At 48.9% G+C, this 25,523-nt stretch carries 18 protein-coding genes and 1 pseudogene; 10 read left to right on the top strand and 9 right to left on the bottom strand.

Translation table 11 applies throughout. The annotated features are described in order from the left end of the window. Nucleotides 1-14: 14 nt before the first annotated feature. A complete protein-coding gene (locus tag A3844_RS22545) occupies nucleotides 15-347 on the bottom strand; it encodes a MarR family transcriptional regulator (RefSeq protein ID WP_256701662.1) in 333 nt (110 codons plus the stop codon). A 499-nt stretch (nucleotides 348-846) separates the two neighbouring features. On the opposite strand from A3844_RS22545, the gene A3844_RS22540 reads away from it, so the two are divergent. After that, entirely contained in the window at nucleotides 847-4,368 is a 3,522-nt protein-coding gene (locus A3844_RS22540) for an OmpL47-type beta-barrel domain-containing protein (RefSeq protein WP_074108523.1), read from the top strand. Nucleotides 4,369-4,497: 129 nt separating this feature from the next. Here A3844_RS22540 and udk read toward each other — a convergent pair whose 3' ends face one another. Then, nucleotides 4,498-5,133: a uridine kinase gene (gene udk / locus A3844_RS22535; protein ID WP_074088808.1), complete on the bottom strand. Its 636-nt coding sequence runs from the start codon at nucleotides 5,131-5,133 to the stop codon at nucleotides 4,498-4,500. 208 nt (nucleotides 5,134-5,341) lie between these two features. On the opposite strand from udk, the pseudogene A3844_RS22530 reads away from it, so the two are divergent. Further along, a pseudogene (locus A3844_RS22530) lies at nucleotides 5,342-6,431 on the top strand (threonine aldolase family protein). 93 nt (nucleotides 6,432-6,524) lie between these two features. On the opposite strand, the gene A3844_RS22525 reads toward A3844_RS22530, so the two are convergent. From A3844_RS22525 to A3844_RS22500, 6 genes are all read right to left on the bottom strand, one after another. Further along, entirely contained in the window at nucleotides 6,525-7,841 is a 1,317-nt protein-coding gene (locus tag A3844_RS22525; RefSeq protein ID WP_074108522.1) for a glycosyltransferase family 2 protein, read from the bottom strand. A 618-nt stretch (nucleotides 7,842-8,459) separates the two neighbouring features. Beyond that, entirely contained in the window at nucleotides 8,460-9,998 is a 1,539-nt protein-coding gene (locus A3844_RS22520; RefSeq protein WP_074108521.1) for a lipopolysaccharide biosynthesis protein, read from the bottom strand. Continuing rightward, nucleotides 9,988-11,121, bottom strand: a complete 1,134-nt coding sequence (locus A3844_RS22515; protein WP_074108520.1) for a polysaccharide pyruvyl transferase family protein — start codon at nucleotides 11,119-11,121, stop codon at nucleotides 9,988-9,990. Before A3844_RS22515 ends, A3844_RS22520 begins: the two co-directional genes overlap by 11 nt. Next, nucleotides 11,118-12,173 carry a glycosyltransferase family 2 protein gene (locus A3844_RS22510; protein WP_074088812.1) on the bottom strand — a complete coding sequence of 352 codons (1,056 nt, stop codon included), beginning with the start codon at nucleotides 12,171-12,173 and terminating at the stop codon, nucleotides 11,118-11,120. The genes A3844_RS22515 and A3844_RS22510 overlap by 4 nt, the downstream gene beginning before the upstream one ends. 29 nt (nucleotides 12,174-12,202) lie before the next feature. Beyond that, the gene (locus A3844_RS22505) at nucleotides 12,203-13,108 is read right to left on the bottom strand and encodes a glycosyltransferase family A protein (RefSeq protein ID WP_074088813.1); all 906 of its coding nucleotides are present in this window, start codon (nucleotides 13,106-13,108) and stop codon (nucleotides 12,203-12,205) included. A gap of 325 nt (nucleotides 13,109-13,433) precedes the next feature. Beyond that, nucleotides 13,434-14,309 carry an aldose 1-epimerase family protein gene (locus A3844_RS22500; protein WP_074088814.1) on the bottom strand — a complete coding sequence of 292 codons (876 nt, stop codon included), beginning with the start codon at nucleotides 14,307-14,309 and terminating at the stop codon, nucleotides 13,434-13,436. A gap of 420 nt (nucleotides 14,310-14,729) precedes the next feature. Between A3844_RS22500 and A3844_RS22495 the strand changes: the two genes are divergently transcribed. The 8 genes from A3844_RS22495 (at nucleotide 14,730) to A3844_RS22460 (ending at nucleotide 25,090) form a co-directional block, all read left to right on the top strand. Continuing rightward, the gene (locus A3844_RS22495) at nucleotides 14,730-15,956 is read left to right on the top strand and encodes a Zn-dependent hydrolase (protein WP_074108519.1); all 1,227 of its coding nucleotides are present in this window, start codon (nucleotides 14,730-14,732) and stop codon (nucleotides 15,954-15,956) included. A gap of 318 nt (nucleotides 15,957-16,274) precedes the next feature. Further along, nucleotides 16,275-17,408, top strand: a complete 1,134-nt coding sequence (gene ald / locus A3844_RS22490) for an alanine dehydrogenase (RefSeq protein ID WP_074101458.1) — start codon at nucleotides 16,275-16,277, stop codon at nucleotides 17,406-17,408. Between the two features lie 207 nt (nucleotides 17,409-17,615). Further along, a complete protein-coding gene (locus A3844_RS22485) occupies nucleotides 17,616-18,293 on the top strand; it encodes a response regulator transcription factor (protein ID WP_074108518.1) in 678 nt (225 codons plus the stop codon). Between the two features lie 9 nt (nucleotides 18,294-18,302). After that, on the top strand, nucleotides 18,303-19,568 hold the full coding sequence (locus A3844_RS22480; RefSeq protein ID WP_083606972.1) for a HAMP domain-containing sensor histidine kinase: 1,266 nt from the start codon (nucleotides 18,303-18,305) through the stop codon (nucleotides 19,566-19,568). A gap of 137 nt (nucleotides 19,569-19,705) precedes the next feature. Continuing rightward, on the top strand, nucleotides 19,706-20,464 hold the full coding sequence (locus tag A3844_RS22475; RefSeq protein ID WP_074108517.1) for an ABC transporter ATP-binding protein: 759 nt from the start codon (nucleotides 19,706-19,708) through the stop codon (nucleotides 20,462-20,464). A 2-nt stretch (nucleotides 20,465-20,466) separates the two neighbouring features. Continuing rightward, a complete protein-coding gene (locus tag A3844_RS22470; protein WP_074108516.1) occupies nucleotides 20,467-22,824 on the top strand; it encodes an ABC transporter permease in 2,358 nt (785 codons plus the stop codon). A 216-nt stretch (nucleotides 22,825-23,040) separates the two neighbouring features. Then, nucleotides 23,041-24,294 (top strand): PucR family transcriptional regulator, encoded by a 1,254-nt coding sequence (locus A3844_RS22465; protein ID WP_083606971.1) that lies wholly within the window; start codon nucleotides 23,041-23,043, stop codon nucleotides 24,292-24,294. 49 nt (nucleotides 24,295-24,343) lie between these two features. Next, entirely contained in the window at nucleotides 24,344-25,090 is a 747-nt protein-coding gene (locus A3844_RS22460; protein ID WP_279629283.1) for a protein-glutamine gamma-glutamyltransferase, read from the top strand. Between the two features lie 106 nt (nucleotides 25,091-25,196). Here the strand turns inward: A3844_RS22460 and A3844_RS22455 are convergent, their stop codons facing one another. Beyond that, nucleotides 25,197-25,487 (bottom strand): alpha/beta-type small acid-soluble spore protein, encoded by a 291-nt coding sequence (locus A3844_RS22455; RefSeq protein ID WP_074088821.1) that lies wholly within the window; start codon nucleotides 25,485-25,487, stop codon nucleotides 25,197-25,199. Between the last annotated feature and the right edge of the window lie 36 nt (nucleotides 25,488-25,523).

Raw genomic sequence — 25,523 nt, 5'->3', positions numbered from 1 at the left:
AAATCACTCCTAGGTTATATGAGTTTTGACCAACCATCTAGAAACCGAATAACAACATCGAGTTCTTCCTCAGAGAAGGTGCGAAATAAGTCATAATATTTCCCCTCAATGATTTTATGAAGCTTATCATGCTCGACTGCTAGTTCTCTTCCCGGGTGTGTGATGTCATAATAAACTTCTTTGTTATTTTCAGCCTTTTTAGTGGATAGAAGTAGATCATTTTCAATAAGCGCATTCACAGCTTTTGTCACGGCAGGCTTAGACACGTTTAGCTCGGTGGACAGTAGTGTATTATTCCATCCATTTGGGTTCTCATTTACTAGAGAAAGAATATGGAGTTGAGTAATTGTCCATTTCCGGGTTGAGGGTTGTACTTCTTTCGTCTTATCGTTTTCAGTAGTTCTTCGTGTAATATTTCTTTCCTTCTTCAGAATAAAACCTTGGATTGCGTTAAAAGCTTCTTGATATTTTTTAGATGTGATAGGAGCACCTCCCTATTTTTGTTAACCAGTTAATAATAGTTTACCGGTTAACAAAATTTTGTCAAGTTTTTATCCCTCCGCAATTTACACAATTAGCTTGAGCCCTCAGATTCCAGCATCTGGTTTGAACGCTGAATCAATTCTGGAAATCTTGTTCAAAAGTATTTACCATTCACCAAAAGCTATGGAATGTCCCTAAAAGTTTAAATAATTCACTATACGCACGCCTGAGAAAGGGCTTACAATTCACGGAGAACACGTGTCATCACCTAATTCCGGGGAGGAGGAGGATGTAGCCGCAGGAGGTATTTTGAAGTGCCTTGTTATTTTAACAGCAGTAGAAAAAAGGAGATGAGCTGTAGAAATGAACAAGAAACACATTGGAATGAAGCGTATTCTGGCAGGTTTCTTTGGCCTAATCCTTATTATTGGAATGATTCCTGCAATGTCCGCTACTGTAAGCGCTACCACTTCCGGAACGGCAAGTGAACTGACCGTCAACGGTACACCACCTGCGGGTCCCTATACAAGTGTTCCGGTTGGTGCGGCGTGGAATGACACTGCCGGAAATTCTATTCAGGCCCACGGCGGAGGCTTCGTGCAGCAGGGCGGCTGGTATTATTGGGTCGGAGAGAATAAATCCAGCAATTCCCACAATACTACAGGCATTAATCTGTACAGATCGAAGGATCTTCTTAACTGGGAATTTGTGTCTACGATCCTGTCCAATACGACAAACCCTGGATATACCACAGCTACAACACCCGGGCTCATTAGCCCCCAGACCCAGCAGTTCAATATGGAGCGTCCGAAGCTGATTTATGATCAGGCCAGCGGGAAGTTCGTTCTGTTCGCCCACTGGGAAAACGGGACCAGCTATGGGAATTCCCATATTCTGATTGCTTCCGCAGGTTCAGTGGACGGACATTACACCGTACTTCATAATTTCCGTCCGGGTGTTGGCTATGTAGGGGACCCTAATGAAAAAGACGAGTCCTATACGGGAACGGACGGCAAATGGGGTTATGGCTCCCGCGATTTCACCGTCTATCAGGATCCTGGCACCGGCGAAGCTTACCTGATCAGCACTCAGGATTGGCAGAACATGCGCGTGTACAAGCTTACGGAGAACAGCACGAATGTTGACTGGCAAAACTCCTATCTGCTGTTTAGCGGCGGAAGAAGGGAAGCGCCTGCCATGATCAAGGCTAATGGCGTCTACTATATCATTACCTCCAGTCAGTCAGGCTGGTATCCGAATCAGGCCATGTATTCCTTCACCACCGATATCAGTAATTCAAGCGGATGGTCGGCTCTCCAGCCCGTGGGCAACAACACCACCTTCTACAGCCAGCCCACCAACATTATGGAGATTGCTGCGGCAGATGGCAGCAGGCAATATGTATACATGGGCGACCGCTGGAATCCCGAAGCTCTAGGCACTTCCGCTTATGTGTGGCTGCCCTTGAACATCGACAGTGCCACACACACCATGACCATGAGCTATACACCGGGGTGGTCCCTCGACCCTGTGACCGGAGCATTTCATTTCCCGGATGTATCCAATGTTTCGCAAGGCAAACCGGTAGAAGGTGAAGACAATGTCGTTTCCGGCAAATTGCTGAAGTACATCAACGATGGTTCCTACGATGAGGCAGATACATGGTCGGCAGGTACACTATACTATCAGCAAAATAAGGTCCCATACGCAGTAACGATTGATTTGCAGGAGATATTTGATCTTTCCCGCGCGGATATCAGCTTCAAGCAATTCAATGGTTCCGAAGCCTATTACGACTATACGGTACAAGGCAGCAATGACAACAAGAACTGGACAGTCCTGGCGGATGAGACCCAAAATAAAATGACGGGCTTCAAAAGCAATACACTGGGGGGGAAATACCGGTATGTGCGGCTCTATGTTACCTCCGTCATTAATGCACACAATGGCAATTCCACAGCCAGTTGGGAGAACGGCATGCTTGAGGTCCAGGTGTATGCGAACAACCTCACGAGGCCGCTTGCCCCGCTGCCGGCAGCAAGTGAAGAGGGCGGCAGGTACACTTCAGATCAGACCCTAACACTTTCTAGTAAGGCCGACGGAGCCAAGATCTATTACACGACTGATGGTACAGAACCTACAAATCACAGTACGCTCTATACCACTCCGGTCACTTTGACGCTGGGCCACACGATTCTCAAGGCGGTCGCCTACGCAGAGGGCATGGAATCAAGCGGTGTGATGACCCAAGACTTCAATATCATCGACCCGAACATCATTGTCTCCGTGAGTAGTCCTACGGAATATGCGGTGACCACGGGGGAAGGGGCCTCTGGCCTTCCGGCAACACTTCAGGCGGTGAATGCTGCAGGGAATACGGTTACGGTGCCGGTCATCTGGAATACGGCCGGTGTGACCTTTAGTCCTTATACATCTGTGAAGATTACGGGCACATTGCCCGGATATCAAGTGAGTGCCACGGTCGATGTGGTAAATGCGGGACTAACCTACTTCATCAGCGGAGGTTCCCAGGGCAATTCCGCTTTTTATAACGCAGCTAAGGCTAAACTGGGTGGACAGCTGGTAAACGCAGTGTCTGATCAGGCATACAACGGACAATGGGGCTACACTGGTAAAATCGGTACTGACATTGGGTATCACACCAGTACCAGCAGCATTTATGAGAGCGGCTGGTGGGCCTACGCTAATAAGAGCATCAATTACACCGTTCATTTGGACCCTGGAACCTACACATTGATTTCCGGCTATAAGGAATGGTGGGGAGCCACCCGCGGCATGACCTTCTCAGCCAAGGATGCCAACGGCAGCATACTTGCTTCTAAGAGTTTTACCATCAACAAAGCAACCCTAGCCGATCAGGAGAAGATAGAATTTACGCTGGCTAAAGCCCAGAATATACAAATCAGCGTAAGCAAGGTCAGCGGCAGTGATCCTGTACTGGCGTGGCTGGCTGTGGAAAAGAAAACACCGGTCACGACGGCTTCATTCTCACCGGCATTACCGGATGGGGAGCAGGGCTGGTATATTAGCCCGGTATCGTTGACTCTTACTGCCGCTGAAGCAGGAGGAACTGTAACCGGCGCAGTGTACAGCGTTGATAACGGAACGTCGTGGAGCAACTACACCGGTCCGGTTACATTTCATGAGGATGGGCAATATTCCGTAGCCTATTATTCAACGGATGCGGCCGGAGGAGCCGAATATCCAAAGACCCGGACGTTTAAGCTGGATCATACCGCGCCGGTCACCACAGCCAGCTTGGACTCCGCGAGTCCTTTAGAATCCGGATGGTATACATCGGAGGTTAATGTAAGTTTAGCTGCAAGCGACAATGTATCCGGTGTAGCGAAAACGGAGTACCAGATCAATAACGGGGAATGGACCCCGTATACCGGATCTATTCCCGCCTTTGGTGAAGGAATTTATACCGTAGGCTATCGCAGCACGGATCAGGCAGGCAATGTCGAACCCATCAAAACTCTTGAATTGAAGATAGACAAGACGGCGCCAGCGCTAACCGTCCAATTGGATACAACAACCCTATGGCCGGCCAATCATAAAATGGTGACGATTCACGCTGCATTGAATCCGGGTGATGCTACATCTGGGGTTGAATCGGTAATATTAACCTCTATTACGATCAATGAACCGGACAGTGGTCAAGGTGATATTCAAGCCAGTGTAGGAACAGCAGCTACATCCTTTAGTTTACGCGCTGAAAAAGGGAAGGATAAGGCAGTGGGCCGTATCTACACAATTACGTATACAATAACCGACAAGGCAGGGAATAAAGAGACTTCTTCCGTAACCGTCAGAGTACCTCATGATCAATCTGTAAAAAATAACAATCAGCAAGCTGAATAACCAATAAGAAATTCTGCATCCGGTTCAATGTGGAAAAAGCAGGTCTGTCCGTGACCTATGTAAGGTGAAATCTCGTTCTACACAAAAAGGCCGCCGGGAGCTCCCGGCGGCCTGTACAGTCTTCAACTTTTACTTCATGGTCCACTGATGGTCGCCTGACAGATACTTCTCTGTAAGTACGGACAGCAGCTGGATGCCTACTTCATTCTGCCCGCCTTCGGGGATGATCAGGTCGGCGTATTTCTTGGACGGCTCGATAAAGGCTTCGTGCATCGGTTTGACCGTGGTCAGATACTGGGAATGAATGGAACGGATTGTCCGTCCGCGTTCTTCGATATCCCGCAGCACACGGCGGAGGATGCGCACATCCGGGTCGGTATCGACAAAAACCTTAATATTCAGCTGCCCGCGGAGCTTCTCATCGGAGAGCACATGCAGACCCTCTACGATAACGATGTTGTTCGGCAGCAGTTCAACGGTCTTGTCGGTAGAGCGGGCGTGAATCGTAAAATCATACACCGGGGCATAAGCAGCCTGTCCGGATTGGAGGCATTCCAAATGCTCAATCAGCAGCTCGGTATCAAAAGCAAGGGGGTGATCATAATTGATCGCACCGCGTTCCTCGAAGCTGAGGTAAGAATGGTCTTTATAGTAGTTATCCTGAGATATGAACGTCACTTTGTCTGTTCCCAAACGGTCAATGACGGAGCGTGCTACCGTCGTTTTGCCGGAGCCGGTCCCGCCGGCGATACCAATAATGAGCATGGTGTTGTAATAAACCTCCCTAAGCGATTGCCTTTGCAATTCCAATATTGTAGCACAGCGATGCAGTAATTTCACCTGAACAGCGGGGAACAAACCGTGAACTTTTGAAAAAAAGGGGGTTTCCGGCGGGAAATGGTATAATTTTGTCGGATGGGCTAGACCCAAGCAGGCGGAGAGGAGAGTTAGGAGTATGGATATTAGCAAAACCATGAGCGATAACAGCCAAACCTTATTGGAAGCATTTAATGCGGCTCCATTACAGCTGGCAGGCCACGGCAAACGGGAGGTCCGGGTGCTGAAGGAAGCTTTTGCCGGGGTAGAGGATAGTGTGGTCAGTGACATGTACGGTACAGGTGAGCTGATCGAGGGGTTTCAGGCGGAAATGGCAGAGGTGCTGGGTAAGGAAGCGGCTGTATTTTTCCCGAGCGGTACGATGGCACAGCAGATTGCACTTCGGATCTGGAGCGACCGTAAGGGTAGCAAGTCTGTAGCGTACCACCCGCTCTGCCACTTGGAGATACATGAGCAGGATGGGCTAAAAGAGCTGCATCATCTGGAGCCGCTGCTGCTCGCTGACAAGGACCGCCTGATTACACTTGAAGATGTGAAGAACAGGGGTCAGGGAGTAGCCTGTCTCCTGCTGGAGCTGCCGCAGCGCGAGATTGGCGGACAGCTTCCGGAGTATGCAGAGCTTGAAGTCCGCCTATTGCCGTGAGCAGGGGATTATGCTGCATCTGGACGGGGCGCGATTGTTTGAGGTGCTTCCGTATTACGGCAAAACCGCCGCTGAAGTCTGCAGCCTGTTCGACAGCGTATATATCTCCTTTTATAAAGGCATTGGCGGAATTGCCGGGGCCATTCTTGCGGGAAGTGCGGACTTTACCGAAGAATCGAAAATTTGGAAACGGCGGCATGGCGGCGATCTGATCAGCCTGTACCCCTACATTATCCCCTCACGGCATTATTACCGGCAGAGAGTGGACAAGATGGCTCAATATTATGCGGAGGCCAAGGAGCTTGCGGCTCTGTTCAACGGCTGTCATAACGTAAGTACTCTGCCGGAAGTACCGGTGTCGAACATGTTCCATGTGCATTTTGCCCTGTCCAAGGTGAAGGTAGAGCGGATTCTGACCCGGGTCAGCGAAGCAACCGGTGTGGGGTTTACTCCGCGTTTGAGGGAGAGCGACGAGTCGTCGTGTTTTTATGAATTGAGCATTGGAGATATGTACAGCGGCATTCCCAAGGCGAACCTGGAAGCGGCATTCGGGCTGCTGGATCGGCTGCTGGCGGAGGCTTAAGGATCACACTGATCAGGGCTGCCCAACCCCAAAAGGATGGTAGTCTGTGCCCATGCACACTATCATCCTTTTTTATCATCATCGCAGGAAAGTCTACCGGTTCAGCAAAGCCCGGACAAACGACACGCGCAGCAGCTGCTTTTTCATGAGCTTGGTGCGGAACTGGCGCTTTAATTGGCTGTAGGCCTTGGGACAATGTTCGCTGGCCCAGCTGTACATTGACTTGAAATCGGTGTGGCTTTTGGCGGAATTCATCAGGTAATACGAGATGGTGTCATACACATTATGGTTGAACCATTCGTTCATTTCCGTCTTGCTGTAGCCGTAGCGTTCGATGGCCATATTGCGGATCAGCCGTTTTTCCTCCAAATTCTCGATCAGAAAGGACTGGCTGAGGTTAAAAGTAATATTGTTGCCATGAATCCGGTACACTCCGGCAAGGGTGTCGATAAACCCGGCATCCCCGATCAGCAGGGCACGCAGGTAAATCGAAGCGTCGTTGACCATGTTCATGTTCAGAATATCCATTTTCATCAGCGTTTCCCGCTTGAAGACCGCTGTCAAGGTTGAGGCTGGTTTGGGGTACCCCTTTTGTTCGAAATTCTTGAAGTAGGCTTCCTTCGGGGTAATCCGGTTTAGCTGCAAGCTGGAAGGCTTCAGCTGTTCGGTCTTGGAATACTCCAGGAACACATTTGCAGCCACAAAAGCAATCTCCGGTTGCTCCTGATGGAAATGGACAGCGCGGCTGAAATAGCTCCGGTCAATCAGATAGTCGTCGTCATCCAGGAACAGAATATACTCACCGTCACCATGAGCGGCAAGCGCTTTGCGCCGGTTATTCCCCGGGCCTTGATTGGTCTCATTCTGCATGAAGATTACACGCGGATCATCGCCATAATTCCGGCCCATGAGTTCTGCCGTACCGTCGCTGGAGCAGTCGTCAATCACCGTAATCTCCTTATGGGGGTAATCCTGACGCAGGATGCTCTGAATGGCCTGATGCAGGAAGTCTTTTCTATTATAAGTAGTAATAATTACACTGACTTTGGGAAGGGTGTAGGGGTCAGCAGATGAAGGAAAAAGGATCTCCGGCTCTCCGCCGTCCGCTCTTAACCCGGCAAGACCTTTCATCCATTCCAGGATATTCACGGCTTGAATGTTGAATTGCTGGGACAAGTAAAAATCCAGTGCATCCGCTGAGGCGCGCTGCGACAGATAGGCCTCGATCACCCCGGCCAGATTCTCAAGATTCCCCCGTATGCCCGCGTCGGCTTCGCTGCCAATGCTGTCTCTGCATCTTCGTATAAGCTCTTCGCTGGACAGCGCCCCGGCAGGCAGATGCTGTCTAGCTTCGTTGAGCTGGTTTAGCAGGCGGTATCCGGCCTGGTGCAATTCCTCGCTGTGAGCCATAGTTGGACCTCCTCAAAAGTTTTTGAATAATATCCCCCGATTCAGCTGCGAAAAAAACGGCCTCGGAAGCCTATCTTCAAAAGTTTGTTAGCCTCTGCTTCGTTTTGTGGAGCTAGGCCCCCCAAAATTGCTGCTTCAGGCAGCTATGCCGTGGACAAACGCTAATTCAGGTGAGCCATCCGTCAGCCCCGTATATATTTAGTGGGAATTTCTACACTTATTTCCATCGGGCGAAAGTTTCCGGTAGCGGTAGTGGGAAAAAGTAGACTTAAATCAGCGTAAATAAGCGAAATTCGGCCGAATGAGGAGGATTAGGTTTACTTTTTCCACTTAAATGCTCAAAACAAGCCAAATCGAACGAATTAGGTTACTTTTTTCCACTTAGCGCAGGGTCGGGACGGTGCCGGTTCAATGCCGGGATAGCGAGTGAGCTCTGTAGGGGAATGCAGCCCCGGTGCCGCTCTTACGCCGCCTGAATCCACGCAATGCAGCCCCGGTACCGCTCTTACGCCGCCTGAATGCCACGCAATGCAGCCCCGGTGCCGCTCTTACGCCGCCTGAATCCACGCAATGCAGCCCGCGCAGTATTTCCGCCAACACAGCTGAAGAGCTGCCGCCTTACGTCTGGCTGACCGTGACCTTGCTGCGCTTCAGCTTGATCTTGGTTCTGAAGCGTCTGGCGTAGCCCCAGGCGTAGAGGAACACCTCGCGTTCCATCAGGGAACCGGCGATGTAGTAGATGGGCAGGATGACCAGACCGAGTACTACGCCCCATAGGATTACGCTGGTATAGGAGGTCATGCTAAGGTCGAGCTTGGTGGTGATGAAGACAATAGCCACGAACACGCCAACATTGATCAGCCATCTGCGGAAGGTGATCCAAGGGCTGCGCTCCAGCAGTACCCGGTTGGCGTACACTACGATATCGATAGAACGGTACAGCAGTGCGGCGATGGTTCCCATCAGCACACCGTAGATCCCGAAGAACAGGACGCAGATGATCGAAGCGCCCAGGTTGATGGCCGACTCCATAATCGAACGGAACTGGGTGTTGCGGAAATGTCCGGCGATTGTGATCAGATTGTTGGATGAGGTGCGGGCATTGGTCAACAGCTTGATCACCACGAACAGGACCGGCAGCCAGAAGTTGATATAGTTCACATCGTTGACACCAGCCGTATAGAGCCGCATGAACGGCAGAATGAGAATATATACGACGGTCAGGATCGAGAAGATCAGGCCCATGAAGTAGACCTCATACGCATCATAGAATTTGACAAAAGCCTCTTTGCCCTCATGATAGCTCTGTCCCAGCGCTGACTTCACACTTCCGTTGACGGTCTGGACGATGTTGTCGACAATCGTGAAGATCATATTGTACATGACGTAGATGCTGACTACCTTCAGGTTAGTGAAAATCGTCAGGATCAGCACATCGGTGTTGCGGAAGATCATATAGGAAATCTCATGCACCATCACTGAATTTTTCTGCCCGATGGCTTCAAAGTCCGGCTTCTGTCCAAGATCAATCCACTTGTAATAACGCTTGGAATAGATATAGAAGGCAATCATCTGCAGAACGGTCAGCGCGAAGAAGGACGCCTGCACGGCGATAATGTCCACGCCCTGCAGCAGCAGGATGATCCGCACCACGTTGTTCAGAATGTTCGCAATCGTGACGATGGAGGTTTCAATATAGCTTTTGCCCTCGGCGATCAGCAGAACTCTGAATTTCCCCTGGTAGTAATAATTGATTGCTCCGCCCAGTCCCGAGAACAGGATAATCGCCATAATGCTCAGCTTGCTGATCTCCGAATGGATCACCAGCGGGTAGATGACCGCCAGCAGCACGACCGAGATGAAATAATAAATCCCGGTTTTTTTGTAGTAGCTGGAGGTGGCGGCGAGAATGGAATTAATATGGTTGTAGTCATTTTTGGCAACGGGTTTATATAGCGCCTGCAGCGAAGCTGCGCCGACACCGGCTTCGAGCAGGGCGAAATAGCTGATGATCTGCACGATGGACGCGATCAGACCGTTGGCTTCCGATCCATAATTGACCATGATCAGCCGGGGGATGAAGAAGCCGAGAATAATGGTGATGACCTGGCTCGTGAGCCCGAAGCCGAGGTTCAGCATGCTGCGTTTAGCTTTCATAACTTCTTCTCCCTTCCACAAGCGGTGCCGGTGAGAGGTAAGCGTCGAGCTGCTCGAAATGCTTCTCTGCCTGGTTCGCCTGGAGCGTCACATTCAGACTGTTCACAGCCATGCTCTCGAATACCTGCTGCGGAGTCACCTCGGCCAGATGCGCGAAATCCGTGTACAGCCCGCCGAAATGAGCGTCATTCATGACATTGATCATTTTGCCGCTGTACGCTATTGGATACACCGGTTTGCCGAATACCCAGCCGAGAATCATCGCGTGGAAGCGGGAAGCAACGATGAAGCTGGCACCCGCCAGCGCCGCGAGAATCTCATCCATATCCGTTTTGTAAAAGTGAACCTGTGTCTCACGCTGCAGTTCTGCGGGAATGAGGCCCAAAATCTGTCCGATCGCTTCCTGGTCGCCTTCATGCTGGCAGAACGACAGAAAATGCACGGCATAGCCCTGCTGAATGAAATGGATTGCAACATCTTTCATTTTTTCATAATAGAGGTTGTCAAAACCGCTCAGGGCTTTGGAGGAAGGCTTAATCACCGAAATGGCGATATACTGCCCTTCCGGGGCTTTTCCTGCAGCCTGATCATACTGGAGCTGAAAAATAATATCCGGTGCCATTCTGACATTGCCCAAATCCTTGAACAAATCATAGGAGTACTGTTCTCTGAATGAGACGTCGGCATATTCCTGGAAGATCCGCCGGTGCTCCGCATAATAGGCGTTATCGGTAAAAGGACCAAAGTTGGCGCCCATCAGATAATACGGTTTGTTTTTATTGCGGAGGCTCTCGTTATTCGCCACGTATTCGGTCCAGTGTTCGCCCTGCATGAAAATAGACCCGCCGATATGGACTGTGCCATCCCCCTGATCCACCAGCATCTTCTGCATGAAGTTGGGATGCAGCTTCAGCTTGCGGAAGAAGTAGTTGATTCCCCGAAACAGGACAGAGTCCGATGCATAGACCTTGAGATTGTTCAGATCCTTGAACACCACTTTGTACAGCCGCGGGGCAATAAGCATGAACTGGGTGTCGGGATAGCGTTCGCACAGCACCTTGATAAACAGATCATCGCCGAGATTGAATTCCGTGTATGCGTAGATCATCATTTTCTTCTTCATATCTTAATGTCCTTTCTGCTAATCACGGCTTTGAGCTTCTGTTTGAACTGCAGCCAGCTGCGGTCCAGATGAACCAACCGCCCGTACAGGGACGGGGAAATTAAGAAGACCTTGATTTGAAAAGCTAGCTTACGGTCATCCCCCTGATATTTGCGCATGATCGCAAGCATCTCCTGATTCACACCGGGGTAGGCGAGGTCAATATCATGAAGCAGCTTGCGGGTGCTGATGCCGCTTGTGCCGTTCAGGCAGGTCTTGAGATTGTAGAAGTAATTCTCGGTCATCTCGCGGTTCAGCAAGAGGCCGGATATCGTGTGGACCTCACTAAAAGGATGATCGCTGAAATATTCATCCACCCGTTTGAAGGCGGCGACCACATCGAATTTGTTCACATTATACGTCCCCGTGATCGAAGATGTCCGCTGCAGATAATAGGACAGCACGTCGGGGATCGAGATGACCCGTGAGGCCCTGGACAACGCTTTATAGATGAACTCCTGATCCTCTCCGTTCACACAGCGCTCGGTATACGAGATGCCGTTCTCCAGCAGAAAGCTGCGTTTGAAGGCGATGCTGCCGGTCCAGATTCTCAAGGATTTATGCACAAAAATATTCTTCAGCGCTTCGCTTCCCGTAGTGTCCCCAGCGTCTGAAGTGAAGCTCACGATCGTTGACCTGTCCTCGCGGACCAGGTTATAGCCCCAGCAGAGAATATCCGTCTTCCCGTCCGCCGTGCAGGACTCTACACGCTGTACCAGACTGCTGTCCGCATAATCATCGCCGTCCAGGAACAGCACATAGTCTCCGCTTGCTGCGGCCAGCCCTGTATTTCTGGCGGCACTGACCCCGCCATTAGGCGTGCGGATCAGCTTAGCCTGCAGAATGGGATGGCTTGCGAGCATCTCCTGGGCAACCTGAGCCGTACGGTCCCTGGAGCCGTCATCCACCAAAATCAGTTCGAACCGCTTCTCGCTCTGATCCAGGAGTGAGTTCAGCAGGGGCTCAACATAATGTTCTAAATTGTACATGGGAACTACAATGCTTAGGCTCATGCGGCCACTCCCTTCCTGAAGCAGTGATTTTACCTCGCGGTCTGCCTGGAGAAGATTTCCTTCAGCCCTTTTTTGTAGCCGTTAATGGCGGCGACATTCTTCTTAGGTTGCTCCCGGAGAATGAGGTAGAGCGTGGTCCAGACGAGAGCGAGATATCCGACAGGACCTGATTTCTTATCCTTCAGCAGATACACATGGTTCAGTACCCGGGTATAGGCCACATCTTCGAGGTTATCTCTGGAGGCTGGTGACTCATGATGCAGGAGCTTCAGTTCGGGATTGATATATAGGGGGCCGGATTTGCGGGCGATGCGTGACATGAGAATGTCCTCGCCGACGCTGTAGCTTTTGAGCCAGGGCACAGGTCCCAGATCCTTGATGGCCTCCTTCTTGAACGACATGTTGCAGCCATGCTGGAATTCGGTCTTGAAGATCTTCCTCGCCTTATGCCAATTGTACATGGAGCCTGCCTGGCCGCTTAGGGAGAGCTTGCCGCTGGATAAAGATTGCTGAAAAGACAGCAGGCAACGGATCGTGCCAAGGAAGCTGTTGTGCATCCCGATGGCAATGCCGCCAACCCCTGAGCAGTTGGGATAGTCGAGGTAGGTTTGGTTCAGCGTGGACAAGTAATGAGCGGGGATTTCGACGTCATCATCAAGGAACAGGATTTTATCCATAGTGGACAGCTCCACTGCCTTGATCCGGGACAGCCATAGCCCCCGGTCCGTCTTGCTGTGATAGATAAAGGGATAACCGCACGCGGTAAGTAATGTTTCGAACTCGCCCAGGACTTTTTCAGGTATGGCACCGTCATCTATAACGATAACCTCTATGGGGCAGGTCCGGCCTATGTCCTGATTAGTTATAGAATGAATGCACCGTGTCAGGTCCTGTACCCGATTCCTCGTGCAGATAACCACTGACAATCCTTGCATATACTCCACTCCCTTATCCAATTCTCCCATTCTATGTTTGATAATATAACTTGGGATTATAAGCTAACTTAAGCTTACTATTGGCAGAGAAAGGTTGTATATACTACTTTAGTTTACTTATTGAATATCACGGAGCAGGGAATGAAGGGCAAAAAAATGCCCTGATTTCATGTGGTGGTGCTGAATATTTTTGTCAGAGTAATTAGCAAAAATGGACCAGACGCGATGCATAATGAAGGCGGAGAAACGCTTAGTCAATAAAATCATATCAACAGAAAAAGGCCGTAGCACCTGAAAGGTGACCTACGGCCTTTTTTTGGCTTTTTTAATTGATTTCGATCGTTAATGAGCTGGCGAAAGTTGCTCCTGGTTCCAGGGCGATTACGCCTTCTTTGTCCTGCAGTTCGCCGTCGAACGTATCGCGGTCCGCAAATCCCTGCCAAGGTTCGATGCAGAGAAAAGGTGCATTCAGCTTCTGCCAGATGCCGAGATCCGGGAAGCCTTCAAAGGAGACGGCCACGCTTTTTGCGGTAAGCTTGCTCTTCAGCGTGATCTGCCGGGAGGCTACATTCTGGAAGACCAGCGCGTCGTCCTTGAACATCTCATGGGTTAATGGAAGGATGCGCCCGCCCTTCAGCACTGGCTCCGATTGGCCGCTGATCCGCAGGCCCGCACTATTCAGAAATTCCCGCTCCAGCGTCTCGGTCTCGGAGAACTCAAGTACATAGTCGCTGAAGCTTCCATTCTCATCCAGCGGGCAATTGAAAGCAGGGTGGGTGCCAAGCTGGAAGAAGATATCCTGCTGATCAATGTTCTCTACCCGGTAGTCCAGCTTAAGCGTGTTTTCATTCAGCGTGTATGTAATATACAGGTTGAATTGGAACGGATAGCTGGCGAGGGTATGCTCGCTGCTGGTGAGCCGGAATACCGCGCGGGACTCACTTGCTTCAACAACTGTGAACTCGCTGCGTCTGGCGAAGCCGTGATTGGCAAGCTTGTACGCCTGTCCTTGTACCTTGATCTCTCCGCTGCGGACGGCGCCGATGATGGGGAACAGGACCGGAGAACGGCCTGTCCAATAGGCGGCATCCCCGCTCCAGATATATTCGGTGCCTGTGTCCTTTCGGGTGAAGCTGACAAGCTCCGCCCCCAGGGTACTGATCTCAGCCTGTGCTGAGCTGCTGCGCAAAATGGTGTTCAAATGATTACGCCCCTTTCACAATGGTTGGCCAGCCCTGTCTGCTGCTGACTGCTGTTCATATTCTATCAAACTTCTGCCGAACCGATGTAACACATCGTGAACAATTCCAAAAAATAATTATTACAGTGTGTAAAATGACAATCAGGCGGAATGGTATAACATATATAGAAAGCAAAGATTCTGTATAAAACGGCCTTAAAAACGACAAGGTGAAAGTTACGGAGGGGAAGTTTGGAACTGGAGGAGCGGTAGCGTCCGCCTTTGTCTACGGATTTCCACCGCTAATAGCGGTATAAATCAAGAAATCTGTAGACAACAGCGGCCGGAAGTCCAAACATTCACCGTAGTGACGAATAACACCGATCGAACATCTTAAGCTCGTTTTATATAACTAAGCGTTCGAAGCGGAGGGATAGGGCCATGCAGCTGAAGCAAATATTCGTGAACGGTGAGAGATTGAAGAATACGATTGAGGCCTTTGCCGATTATGGGCGTACGGAGAATAATGGAGTGACCCGGCTGTCGCTGTCGGAGCAGGATGTGAAGGTGCGGAATTACTTCGCTGCGTGTTGTGAAGAACTGGGAATGACGGTCAAAGTAGATGATATGGGAACGATGTACGCGACGCTTGAAGGGACGGAAGCAGGTCCGCCCGTAGTGATCGGCTCCCATCTGGATACTGTAAAGAAAGGCGGCAGATTCGACGGGGTGCTCGGTGTTATCGCCGGACTTGAGGTGGTAAGAACCTTGGTTGATCATGGCATTACGCCACGCCTTCCGGTGACGGTCATGAATTTCACCAATGAGGAGGGTGCGCGCTTCGAGCCTTCGATGATGGCTTCCGGCGTGCTCTCCGGCAAGTTCGATAAGGCAGAGATGCTGAAGAAAAAGGACCCGGAAGGGACGACCTTTGAGGAAGCGCTGCTGGCGAGCGGATATGCGGGGGATGCCGCGAACCGGATCAAGGAAGCAACTGCTTATCTGGAGCTGCATATCGAACAAGGACCTGTGCTAGAAAAAGAAAACCTCACCATCGGCCTGGTTGACTGCGTCGTCGGTATGGCCTGTTATGAGATTGAAGTGACGGGCGAATCCGACCATGCCGGGACCACACCGATGGATATGCGCAGGGATGCGCTGTTCGCTGCCACCGACCTGATTACCGAGCTGCGCCGTAAGCTGGGGGTGCTCGATTCCGGGTTGGTCTTCACCATGGGCCGGATGAATGTGCTGCCTAATATCCATACGGTGATCCCGAACCAGGTGATCTTCACCGTTGAAGCCAGACACAAGGACATGGACATTGTCCGCACGGTAGAGGATATCATTGACGGCCTGCCTGAAGTGCTGCTGGGTTGTACGGTCTCGAAGACCAAGCTGTGGGGCCGTGATACCGTGTGGTTCGACCCTGAAATCTGCGCTTTGGTGGAGCAGGCGGCATCGACCCTAGGCTACTCCAGCAAAAAAATGGCCAGTGGTGCAGGGCATGATGCCCAATTCGTGGCCGGTTTCCTTCCGTCAGCCATGATCTTTGTGCCGAGCGTAAACGGAAAAAGTCACTGTGAGGAAGAACTCACCTCCTATGAGGAGTGCGAGCAAGGTGTAAATGTCGTACTGGAAACGGTGCTTTCTGTATTGGCTAAGTAATGAATGTGATGAAACATGACGCGGATATGAAGACGGAATGGAAACCTTATGTGAATAGCGGCACCTGGTTTCTTACCTGCTATATTTAGTTCAGTTCCAAAAGACACCGGCGACGGTGTCTTTTGTTGTCTGTTTGATGATGGTTTTGTCAGTTATACCAATGGTTACGGTGTTCAGGTATAGGGTTTTTACCCCCTGCATTGTGTTAAAACACAATCATGGCAGATAATGTTTTTCTTTTTACCCAAATTACAAAAAGAATTACTATGTTATCATTCTTTACATAAGAGGAATCACAACAGACGGGAGCGATGAACAATGATTATTGGAGTGCCTAAGGAAATTAAAAATAACGAAAATCGTGTCGCTATTACCCCTGCAGGAGTCGTAAGTCTGGTAGGTGACGGGCATCAAGTGCTGGTGGAGGCCGGAGCCGGATTAGGCAGCGGATTCCCGAATGAAGAGTATGCCGCAGCCGGTGCTGAACTGATCGCTGAAGCTGCTGCGGTATGGGCGGCTGCGGAAATGGTCATGAAGGTTAAAGAGCCGCTGGAAAGCGAATATGGCTACTTCCGTCCGGGACTCATCCTCTTCACCTACTTGCACCTGGCTCCAGAGCCGGCTCTGGCTACCGCCCTGAAGGACAAAGGCGTGTTCGCTATCGGATACGAAACGGTTGTCGACGGACGCACATTGCCGCTGCTGACGCCGATGAGTGAGGTAGCCGGGCGGATGTCCGTGCAGCTCGGCGCACAGTTCCTGCAGAAGAACTACGGCGGACAAGGCATTCTGCTCTCCGGGGTTCCCGGTGTCAGCAGAGGCAAGGTCAGTATTATCGGCGGGGGTGTAGTGGGTACCAACGCAGCCAAGATGGCCATCGGCCTCGGCGCCGAAGTGACGATAGTTGACCTCAGCGCAGACAGACTGCGCCAGCTGGATGACATTTTTGGCGCACAGATTCATACGCTGATCTCTAATCCTTACAACATTGCCAAGGCTGTAGCCGAAGCGGACCTGCTGGTAGGTGCAGTGCTGATCCCGGGTGCGAAAGCGCCGAAGCTGGTTACTGAAGAAATGGTCAAGGCGATGAAGCCCGGCTCTGTCATTGTAGACGTAGCGATTGACCAGGGCGGGATCGTAGAAACGATTGACAGGGTAACTACTCATGATAACCCGGTATTTGAGAAATACGGCGTACTACACTACTCGGTAGCCAATATGCCGGGCGCTGTAGCCAAAACTTCGACCATGGCTTTAACCAATGTTACGGTTCCTTATGCGCTGCAAATTGCTAATAAAGGTGTGTTCAAGGCGATTGAAGACAATGCAGGCTTGAAGAGCGGCGTCAATGTAGCCAATGGCAAAATCACCTGCCAGGCCGTCGCAGAGGCTCTTGGGGAAGAGTACTACACGGTAGAGAAAGCAGTAGAGCAAGAGTTCACTCTGATCTAAAGCAAGAGAAGTAGCTATAGACAGAAATCGAGGGGTAACAACCATTCAGCAGTCCGGTGAGCAATCGCCGGGCTTTTTTTTGTTCTTTTATTCACGGGCCAGAAGACGCTTGGGGACCACCTCCCCAAAGCGTTTTTAATTTTGACCCTATTTTCAATATGCTATAATAGCTTCTGTTATTCGAGTTTATTTGTGGGAGGAAAAAGGATGTTAAAGTATGACTGTTTAATCGTTGATGATGAAGAAGCGCTATCAAAAAGCACCTGCAAATACTTTAATATGCTTGGCGTGAAAACCTTCTGGGTAGCTGATGAACAGGCATGCTTTGAGTTTTTTACGCAAAATAAAGCTGATTTGATCCTGCTGGATATTAATTTAGGGCAACAATCATCCGGATTTGAAATATGTAAAAAACTGAGAAGTACTACCAATATCCCGATATTGTTTATAAGTGCACGAACAAGTGATGACGATGTGCTGCTTGCACTGAATATCGGTGGTGACGACTATATCCAAAAACCGTATGCACTCAGTATTATTTTGGCCAAGGTAAAAACGGTATTAAAAAGGTACAGGGGCGATGTTGATGTTTTAAGCTTTGGGAGTTTTACAATGGATCTAATCACGGAAAAGCTTATGAATGATGGTTGCGAAATTAAATTAAAGGCCATGGAATATAAGCTGCTAGCCTATTTAATCCAAAACAAAAATCGCCCGCTTGCTAAAGAAGAATTGTTCTCAAACGTTTGGAACGATGCGTTTACGAGTGACGGAACTTTAAATGTCCACATTCGCAAACTGCGTGAAAAAATTGAAAAGAACCCTAATGAGCCGCATTACATCAAGACGATATGGGGGACCGGCTATGCATTTGAAGCCGACTAGGGGTGGAAGATGAGCATCAAAAAGGTAACGTTTTTGGCTGTAGCCATTCTATTCATGGGCATTGGTGTCATTCTTTTTATTTTTCGCAGCTTAAATGAAGCAGGAATCGATGTTGTTGCTGTGAATGATATTACACAATCGCTTGCTGAACATTGGGGTAGTCAGGAGCAGTCAGAATTACCAAGCCGGCAATACGGACTGGAATATACTGTACTGGATAGCCGCGGCGATCTGGTTGGGGCCACAAGGCGTGGATTAAGTGAGGATATTGACTCTGCAATTCATAACCGGGATACGATTGTGGATATTACGCGAAATGGCACGGTTTTGGGGAAAGTAATTATTTTTAATAATACAAGCGAGCTATGGGAGAAATACAGGAACAACCTGCTTGTTTTTTTTGGAGTGATGATCATGTTTATCACTTTATTTTGTTTGATCTATGCAGTATATATCGACAGATCGATTTTTCGTCCGTTTCGTAAACTGCAGGCCTTTGCGCGTCATGTGGCAGAGGGCAAGCTGGACATGCCGCTCGAAATGGAAGAGGGCAATGGGTTCGGTGCATTCGCAGAAAGCTTTGACCTGATGAGAGAGGAACTTGCGAAAGCGCGTGAGAATGAAAGAATGGCGAATCAGAGCAAAAAGGAGCTGGTAGCGTCACTTAGCCATGATATAAAAACACCAGTCGCCTCGATTAAGGCTGTCTCCGAGGTTATGATTCTGAATTCGGTTATTGAGGATGACATCAATCAGCTGGAAGTGATTAATTCAAAAGCTGACCAGATCAATACACTGATCACGAATTTGTTCAATGCTACATTAGAAGAGTTACAGGAGCTGAATGTTACAGTAACGGAGGAGTCGAGTACAGTACTGGGGGATTTGATCCAAAATGTTGATTATTATAACAGAGCTGTTGTATCGTCTATCCCTGAATGCATTGTGCTTGTAGATCTGCTTCGTCTTCTGCAGGTCGTTGACAATGTGATAAGCAACTCCTATAAATACGCGGGTACATCCATAAGTGTATCGGCAAGCATCAAAGGACAATATCTGGAGATCGAGTTCAAAGACTATGGCCATGGGGTCTCCCCGGAGGAAATCCCACTTTTATTAAATAAATTCTATCGCGCCAAAAATGCGGTGGGCAAAAGCGGAACAGGGCTTGGCTTGTACATTGCAAAATACCTGATGAACAAAATGTCCGGAGATATCAATTGCAGGAATATGGATGGCGGTTTTGTGGTGATCTTAAGATTACATATCGCGTAAAAAGATTTTAGAATTGGTTAAGAACTGTCTAAAGACCCGTTAAGAATTTATACGCTAAGATAAGACTGTAAATAAAACTTTAACTGCTCCACATGCAGTAAGTTTTAACAGTCTTATTTTTATTAGGGGGCCAAATAATGAGTCAAGTAATGATCGCGACCGACAAGCTTAGCAAATCGTTCTCCAGCGGAGGCGTGCAGCAGCATGTTCTTAAAAATCTTGATTTGGAGATACTATCCGGGGATTTCACTGTCATCATGGGTTCATCCGGCGCGGGAAAATCCACGCTCATGTATGCCTTATCAGGTATGGATAAGCCGACGCTCGGCTCCATCACATACTTTGATCAGGAGATCGCAAAGCTGTCCAATGATAAGCTGGCGGTGTTTCGCAGATTAAATTGCGGATTTGTGTTTCAGCAAATGTTCCTGCTCGATAATATGAGTATATTGGATAATATTCTTGCCGCAGGACTGCTTGTCAGTAATGACAGAAAGGCCATTACAGCAAGGGCAAAAGAACTGCTTGCACAGGTTGGATTAACAGAATTGATTTGGAGTAAATTTCCTACCCAATTGTCCGGCGGAGAAGCGCAGCGTGCTGCGATTGTGCGTGCATTAATCAACCAGCCAAAGGTTGTTTTTGCCGATGAACCCACAGGCGCCCTTAATTCCGCGTCTGGTAAGGCAGTACTTGATGTGCTGACCGATCTTAACAGCAGGGGGCAAAGCATTATCATGGTTACCCATGATTTGAAGTCCGCAAGAAGAGGAAACCGGATTTTATATATGCGTGACGGTGTTATTCATGGCATTTGCAACTTAGGCAAATACGTAAGCGGCGACAGGGAGCGGCACGGCAAGCTCCAGGCCTTCCTCACTGAAATGGGGTGGTAACGTTGCGAAAATTAGCTATGCTCAGCTTTGCGAATATACGAAAAACCAAAGGACACACGGTTTCACTATTGCTAATGTTCCTCATTGCCGGATTGCTGTTAAATGCGGGCTCGCTCGTGTTTGTGAATTTTGGCAGTTTTTTTGAAAAAGTCACCAAAGAGCTTAAGACCACTGATGTGTACTATATCATGCCAAGTCATTTATATAACGGAGAGGTAGATAAGTACATCAGAAATAATAAAAATGTATCAAACATGCAAAAAGAGGAAGTAATATGGGCTCAGGCATCCATCCCTTATAATGATGATACACGCGAGATTAGTTTTATTCTAAATGATGCAGATAAAGAACGTGATTTCTCTAAATGGAAATTTGTTGGCGAGCATTTACCACCTGATTCAATGTCGATTTATGTGCCGTATCTATTGAATATTGACGGTGGATACAAGCTGAATGACAAAGTTAAAATGAAATTTGATGATGCAGCCCTTACATTTACAATAAAAGGATTTACAGAAGATGCCTTCTTCAGTTCACTTGATACTATAAATTTAGGAACTTATTTGCCCCATGAAACCTATGAAAAAGTTGTACAAAAGCTGGGTGACAAATATAGTGCAACCCTTATTTTTGCTGATCTTGATAAAGTAAATAATGAAGTTGAAACAGGAATAAGAGAATTAGTACAACCAGATCAAAAGGCTACTCTTTCTATGGTGGAAGATACCAGAACATTGTCCAGCTCGGATATAGAACTGTTGAGAACGTCCCGTACTTTTATGTCAAGTATGGCGTCGGTAATGGCGATGGCTTTCGCTTTTATTATCGCAATCGTATGCCTTATTGTGGTCCGGTTCAGAATTGGGAACAGCATAGAGGAAGATATGAGCAAAATCGGGTCTCTAAGGGCGATCGGGTATACCAGCAGACAAATTATATTGTCAATTGTAATGCAGTACATGCTTATTGCCTTGGTTGGCAGTATAGCAGGCATATCGTTATCCTATTTAACAACGCCAATACTTTCTGATATTTTTGCACATCAATCCGGGCTCATGTGGGTGCAAGGCTTCGATGGAGCAATCAGCAGCATTATTCTAAGTGCAATTTTATTCGTTGTTATCATTGTCTCTTTCATTTCTTCGGGACGAATTCGTAAGCTTAATCCGATTGTAGCCTTAAGAGGCGGAATCACAACCCATAACTTTAGAAAAAATTATTTGCCGCTTCATAAGTCAATAGGCAGTCTGCCGGTTGTTCTCGGGTTTAAATCCATGCTGCAAAGCAGGAAGCACAGCTTCATGATTGGAGTTATCCTTGCTGCTGTATCTTTTGCCAGTACATTTGGTGCTGTGATGTTTTATAACACCGTCATTGATACACAGGCGTTTGCAAAGACTCCCGGAATCGAACTTTCAAATGCGGTGGCTATTTTGAATTCGGATGCGGAACAACCAAAGCTTGTGGATAACATTAAAAACATGAAGAATGTAAGAAAAGTCCAGTATATAGATGAGTCCAAAGTTAAAATAGAGAACTATGATGTAACTGCTTATGTAATGGAGGATTTTTCTACAAAAGAAACGAATACCGTCTTTAAGGGCAGATATCCGCTCCACAGCAATGAAGTTGTACTTGCCGGTATCTTAGCGGATAAGATGGACAAAAAGATCGGTGACCGTGTAATGATAAAAGTCGGCGCTAAGCAGGCCGAATATATGATCACAGGCTTATCTCAAGGTGCAAATATGGGCGGAATGAATGCGTCTATAAGATGGGACGGCATCCTTAAGGTGAACCCGGACTTTAAACAGCAGAGCCTGCAAATCTATTTGAACAAAAATAGTAAAGCTGATGAATTTGTAAACAAGCTTGAAAGCGACTATGGAGATTCAATCGTAACATCAGTAGATATGGATAAAATTATGGACGATGGCATGGGCATGTACATATCGATTGTCTCGAAGCTTGGTATGGGTATGATGGTTATAACCATAGTTGTTGTAATTCTTGTTCTGTATTTTGTTATTATTTCATCGGTTATTCGTAAGAAACGTGAACTGGGTATACAAAAAGCGATTGGTTTTACAACCTTCCAGCTAATGAATCAGCTCTCACTTGGGTTTTTGCCGCCTATCATTATAGGCGTATTGTTCGGAAGCGCAGTTGGAATTACCCTAACCAACCCACTCATGTCAGTGGCGATGCGTGCTATGGGGATTATGAAGGCACAATTTGTTATCGCGACGTCGTGGATTAGTTTGTTTGGAGTGGCACTTGTCGTTGTCTCTTACTGTACTTCGATGCTGATTACTTACCGTATTCGTAAAATATCCGCGTATGCTCTGGTAAGTGAGTAAGATACCCCTGAATATAGCAGTTTGATGAAATAGACGAGAAATACAAAGTTGGAAATACGATTTATGCCAGAAACGGGTGCCGTCCTTTAACGACGGTACCCGTTTCTACTTGACCACCAGGCAACCATCCCCTATAGTCAGCCGCAAAGCTGCGGGATATAATGAAATCACTTATCGTACAAGATTTCGGCTATTCTTCAGGTTGGGGTGGGGACATTGACAGATTCAGAGCCATCATTTGATCGTTTTTTTGACAGTATGGAATCCCTGGCGGATACCCTCAGCGAATCGCTTCAGTCGCAGGTGACGATTGAGGACAGCAATCATCACGTGATCGGATACAGCTCCCACCAGTTCGAGAGCGATCCCGCGCGCATCTCCACTATTATCGGTAAGCGTGTGCCGAATACGGTCATCATCGGCTTGCGCAAAAAAGGCGTGATGCATCAGCTTGAACACACCGCGCATCCGATCCGCATTCCGGCAGTCATGGAGGTAGGGCTTGGGCCAAGGCTGGCGATGTGCATCCGGCATCAACAGGAGATTCTCGGCTATATCTGGGTGGTGGACAGAGGCAATCTGGCCGAGGGGCATGCGGAACGCATTGTGGAGAAAGCTGCCGGGATTGCCGGGCGTTATCTGCTGAAGCAGCGCGGCTGGAAGACTAGGCAGGAGAAGGCGCATGAGGATTTCTTCTGGAAGCTGCTGACCTCGCATTACGAAACGGAATCGCGTATCCGCCAGGAGGCTGAAGGTTCTTCAATCCTGTTGCCGGAGAGCTATTATATCGGGGTGCTGGAGAGTGACAAGACGATCGACGACCGCTTTGTTCAGCGTTTCCGCCAACGGATGGAGGCGGGTGCCAATCAGCGCCTGCTGTTTCTGACTGCCGAGCATAACCGGCTAATTATTCTGTTTTCCTTTCTGTTTCCGGTAGAAGGAACAGAACTGTTATCTTCGTTCGTGCAGCACCTGCTGCAGGAGCTGAGCCGCAGCGAAAGCTGCGTTCTGACAGCAGGCTGCAGTCCGGGCTACCGGGAATATACTTCGGCTGCGGCTGCATACCGGGAAGCACTCACCATCCTGGAGATCAAAAAACTGCTGCCTTATCATGCCCACCACCTGCTGCTGTATGAAGATCTCGGCTTCTGGGCGTATATTCCGGCCATTCTGGAGCAGAAGCGCAGCCGGACGCGCAAGAGCTCGCTGCTCTCGCCACTAAAGGCGCATGACCGTGAGCACAAAAGTGATTTGGTCAAAACCATTGCCGTCTATTTGACGCTGAACGGGAATCTTAAGGAATCTGCATCCTTTCTGCATATCCACACCAACACCCTGATGTACCGGCTGAACCGGATTGCTGAAATTACAGGCCGAAGCCTCAAGGAAACGGATTACCGCACTTCAATCTATCTGGATCTTCTGACGGAGGAGACCGCTCAGGTTAACGCCTGGTTTCAGGAGAGTTAAACTGCCGTGCACCAACCAAAGGCCCGACACGTACAATAACCTATCTATTGTGACAGGAAAGGGGAAATGGATAGTGGCCTTTGGTTATGATAATCCAGGTTCGGGATTCGAACAGAAGATGAGGGAACGCATTATTGAAACAGCCATAGAGATGAATACCGGCGGCACAGACTTTTCCACATTTAAGAATTCCCGCTGCAACCCAAAATATTGGATACGTACGGAGAATGGAGGATTCCAGCTTCGCAGCGATGTCACCCCGTCGGCGGCAATCCAGGATATTTTTAGTAACGGACAGTTGTACGCTTTCGAATGTGCCATGGCGATGGTTATGATTCTCTACAAGGCAACCATTGATATGATCGGGGAAAATGCGTTTAATCAGCATTTTACGGACCTGTTCCTGTGGGATTGGAACTATGACAGCAATCTGCGGATGATCACTACCTTTGATCCGTCAGAAATGCAGCCGGGGGATGTCGTGTATTTCAAGAACCCGGACCATGACCCGGATAAGCCGGAATGGCAGGGGGAAAATACAGTGCTGCTCGGTAATGACAGCTACTATGGACACGGGCTGGGGATTAAAAGTGCGGAAGGCATCATTAGGTCCCTGAACCGCGAAAGAGTCCCGGGCAGCCGGACCTCGGCTTATCTCACGGATGAAGGACTTCACCCGGATTTTGCTTATCTGCAGACCTTGTCCAGCCGGTCGGTGCGGGGTCCGAAGGGCAGCGGCGATGCGCATCACAGGATTTTCTCCAGAATTGGGGTCAAATCGTACATCACTAAATAGAAAGGGACGGGGCATCTGCCCCGCCTCAAAGGTATTTGCAACAGGCAGGCGGGCAGCAGCACCGGTGGCTATGCAATGAACATAACCAGCTTAGTCCCATGAAGGATTACTTGTTCTGCTGCTCCGTATTCGCCAGCTGTTCCTGGGCAAGACGGATCATTTCCCGAACCATGGACCCGCCAATTTTGCCGCCGATCTGACCGGCCGATTCTGTAGTCAGTGCTCCGTTGTTACCGTGCTGCAGAGGGACGCCCAGCTCTTTAGCCACTTCGTACTTCACGTCATCCGGCCGGTCCGGATTCACGGTATAGCCTTCCTGCTTCATCACATTGGCTTTCAAAGTCTGCATTCCCTGTTCCACTCCGGGCACTGCATATCTTCTGTTCCTTCTTGCCATCCTGACTCACTCCCCTGATGTCTTTGCCCTTAATTT

Origin of the sequence: Paenibacillus helianthi (assembly GCF_001909055.1) — a bacterium.
Lineage (GTDB): Bacteria > Bacillota > Bacilli > Paenibacillales > Paenibacillaceae > Paenibacillus_AQ > Paenibacillus_AQ helianthi.
This window is presented reverse-complemented; position numbering and strand designations above follow the sequence as displayed.

Excerpts from the sequence above, each read along its gene's own strand:
- A3844_RS22540 (WP_074108523.1), top strand. The coding sequence starts at position 847 with ATGAACAAGAAACACATTGGAATGAAGCGTATTCTGGCAGGTTTCTTT.
- udk (WP_074088808.1), bottom strand. The coding sequence starts at position 5,133 with ATGCTCATTATTGGTATCGCCGGCGGGACCGGCTCCGGCAAAACGACG.
- A3844_RS22525 (WP_074108522.1), bottom strand. The coding sequence starts at position 7,841 with ATGGCTCACAGCGAGGAATTGCACCAGGCCGGATACCGCCTGCTAAAC.
- A3844_RS22520 (WP_074108521.1), bottom strand. The coding sequence starts at position 9,998 with ATGAAAGCTAAACGCAGCATGCTGAACCTCGGCTTCGGGCTCACGAGC.
- A3844_RS22515 (WP_074108520.1), bottom strand. The coding sequence starts at position 11,121 with ATGAAGAAGAAAATGATGATCTACGCATACACGGAATTCAATCTCGGC.
- A3844_RS22510 (WP_074088812.1), bottom strand. The coding sequence starts at position 12,173 with ATGAGCCTAAGCATTGTAGTTCCCATGTACAATTTAGAACATTATGTT.
- A3844_RS22505 (WP_074088813.1), bottom strand. The coding sequence starts at position 13,108 with ATGCAAGGATTGTCAGTGGTTATCTGCACGAGGAATCGGGTACAGGAC.
- A3844_RS22495 (WP_074108519.1), top strand. The coding sequence starts at position 14,730 with ATGCAGCTGAAGCAAATATTCGTGAACGGTGAGAGATTGAAGAATACG.
- ald (WP_074101458.1), top strand. The coding sequence starts at position 16,275 with ATGATTATTGGAGTGCCTAAGGAAATTAAAAATAACGAAAATCGTGTC.
- A3844_RS22485 (WP_074108518.1), top strand. The coding sequence starts at position 17,616 with ATGTTAAAGTATGACTGTTTAATCGTTGATGATGAAGAAGCGCTATCA.
- A3844_RS22480 (WP_083606972.1), top strand. The coding sequence starts at position 18,303 with ATGAGCATCAAAAAGGTAACGTTTTTGGCTGTAGCCATTCTATTCATG.
- A3844_RS22475 (WP_074108517.1), top strand. The coding sequence starts at position 19,706 with ATGAGTCAAGTAATGATCGCGACCGACAAGCTTAGCAAATCGTTCTCC.
- A3844_RS22455 (WP_074088821.1), bottom strand. The coding sequence starts at position 25,487 with ATGGCAAGAAGGAACAGAAGATATGCAGTGCCCGGAGTGGAACAGGGA.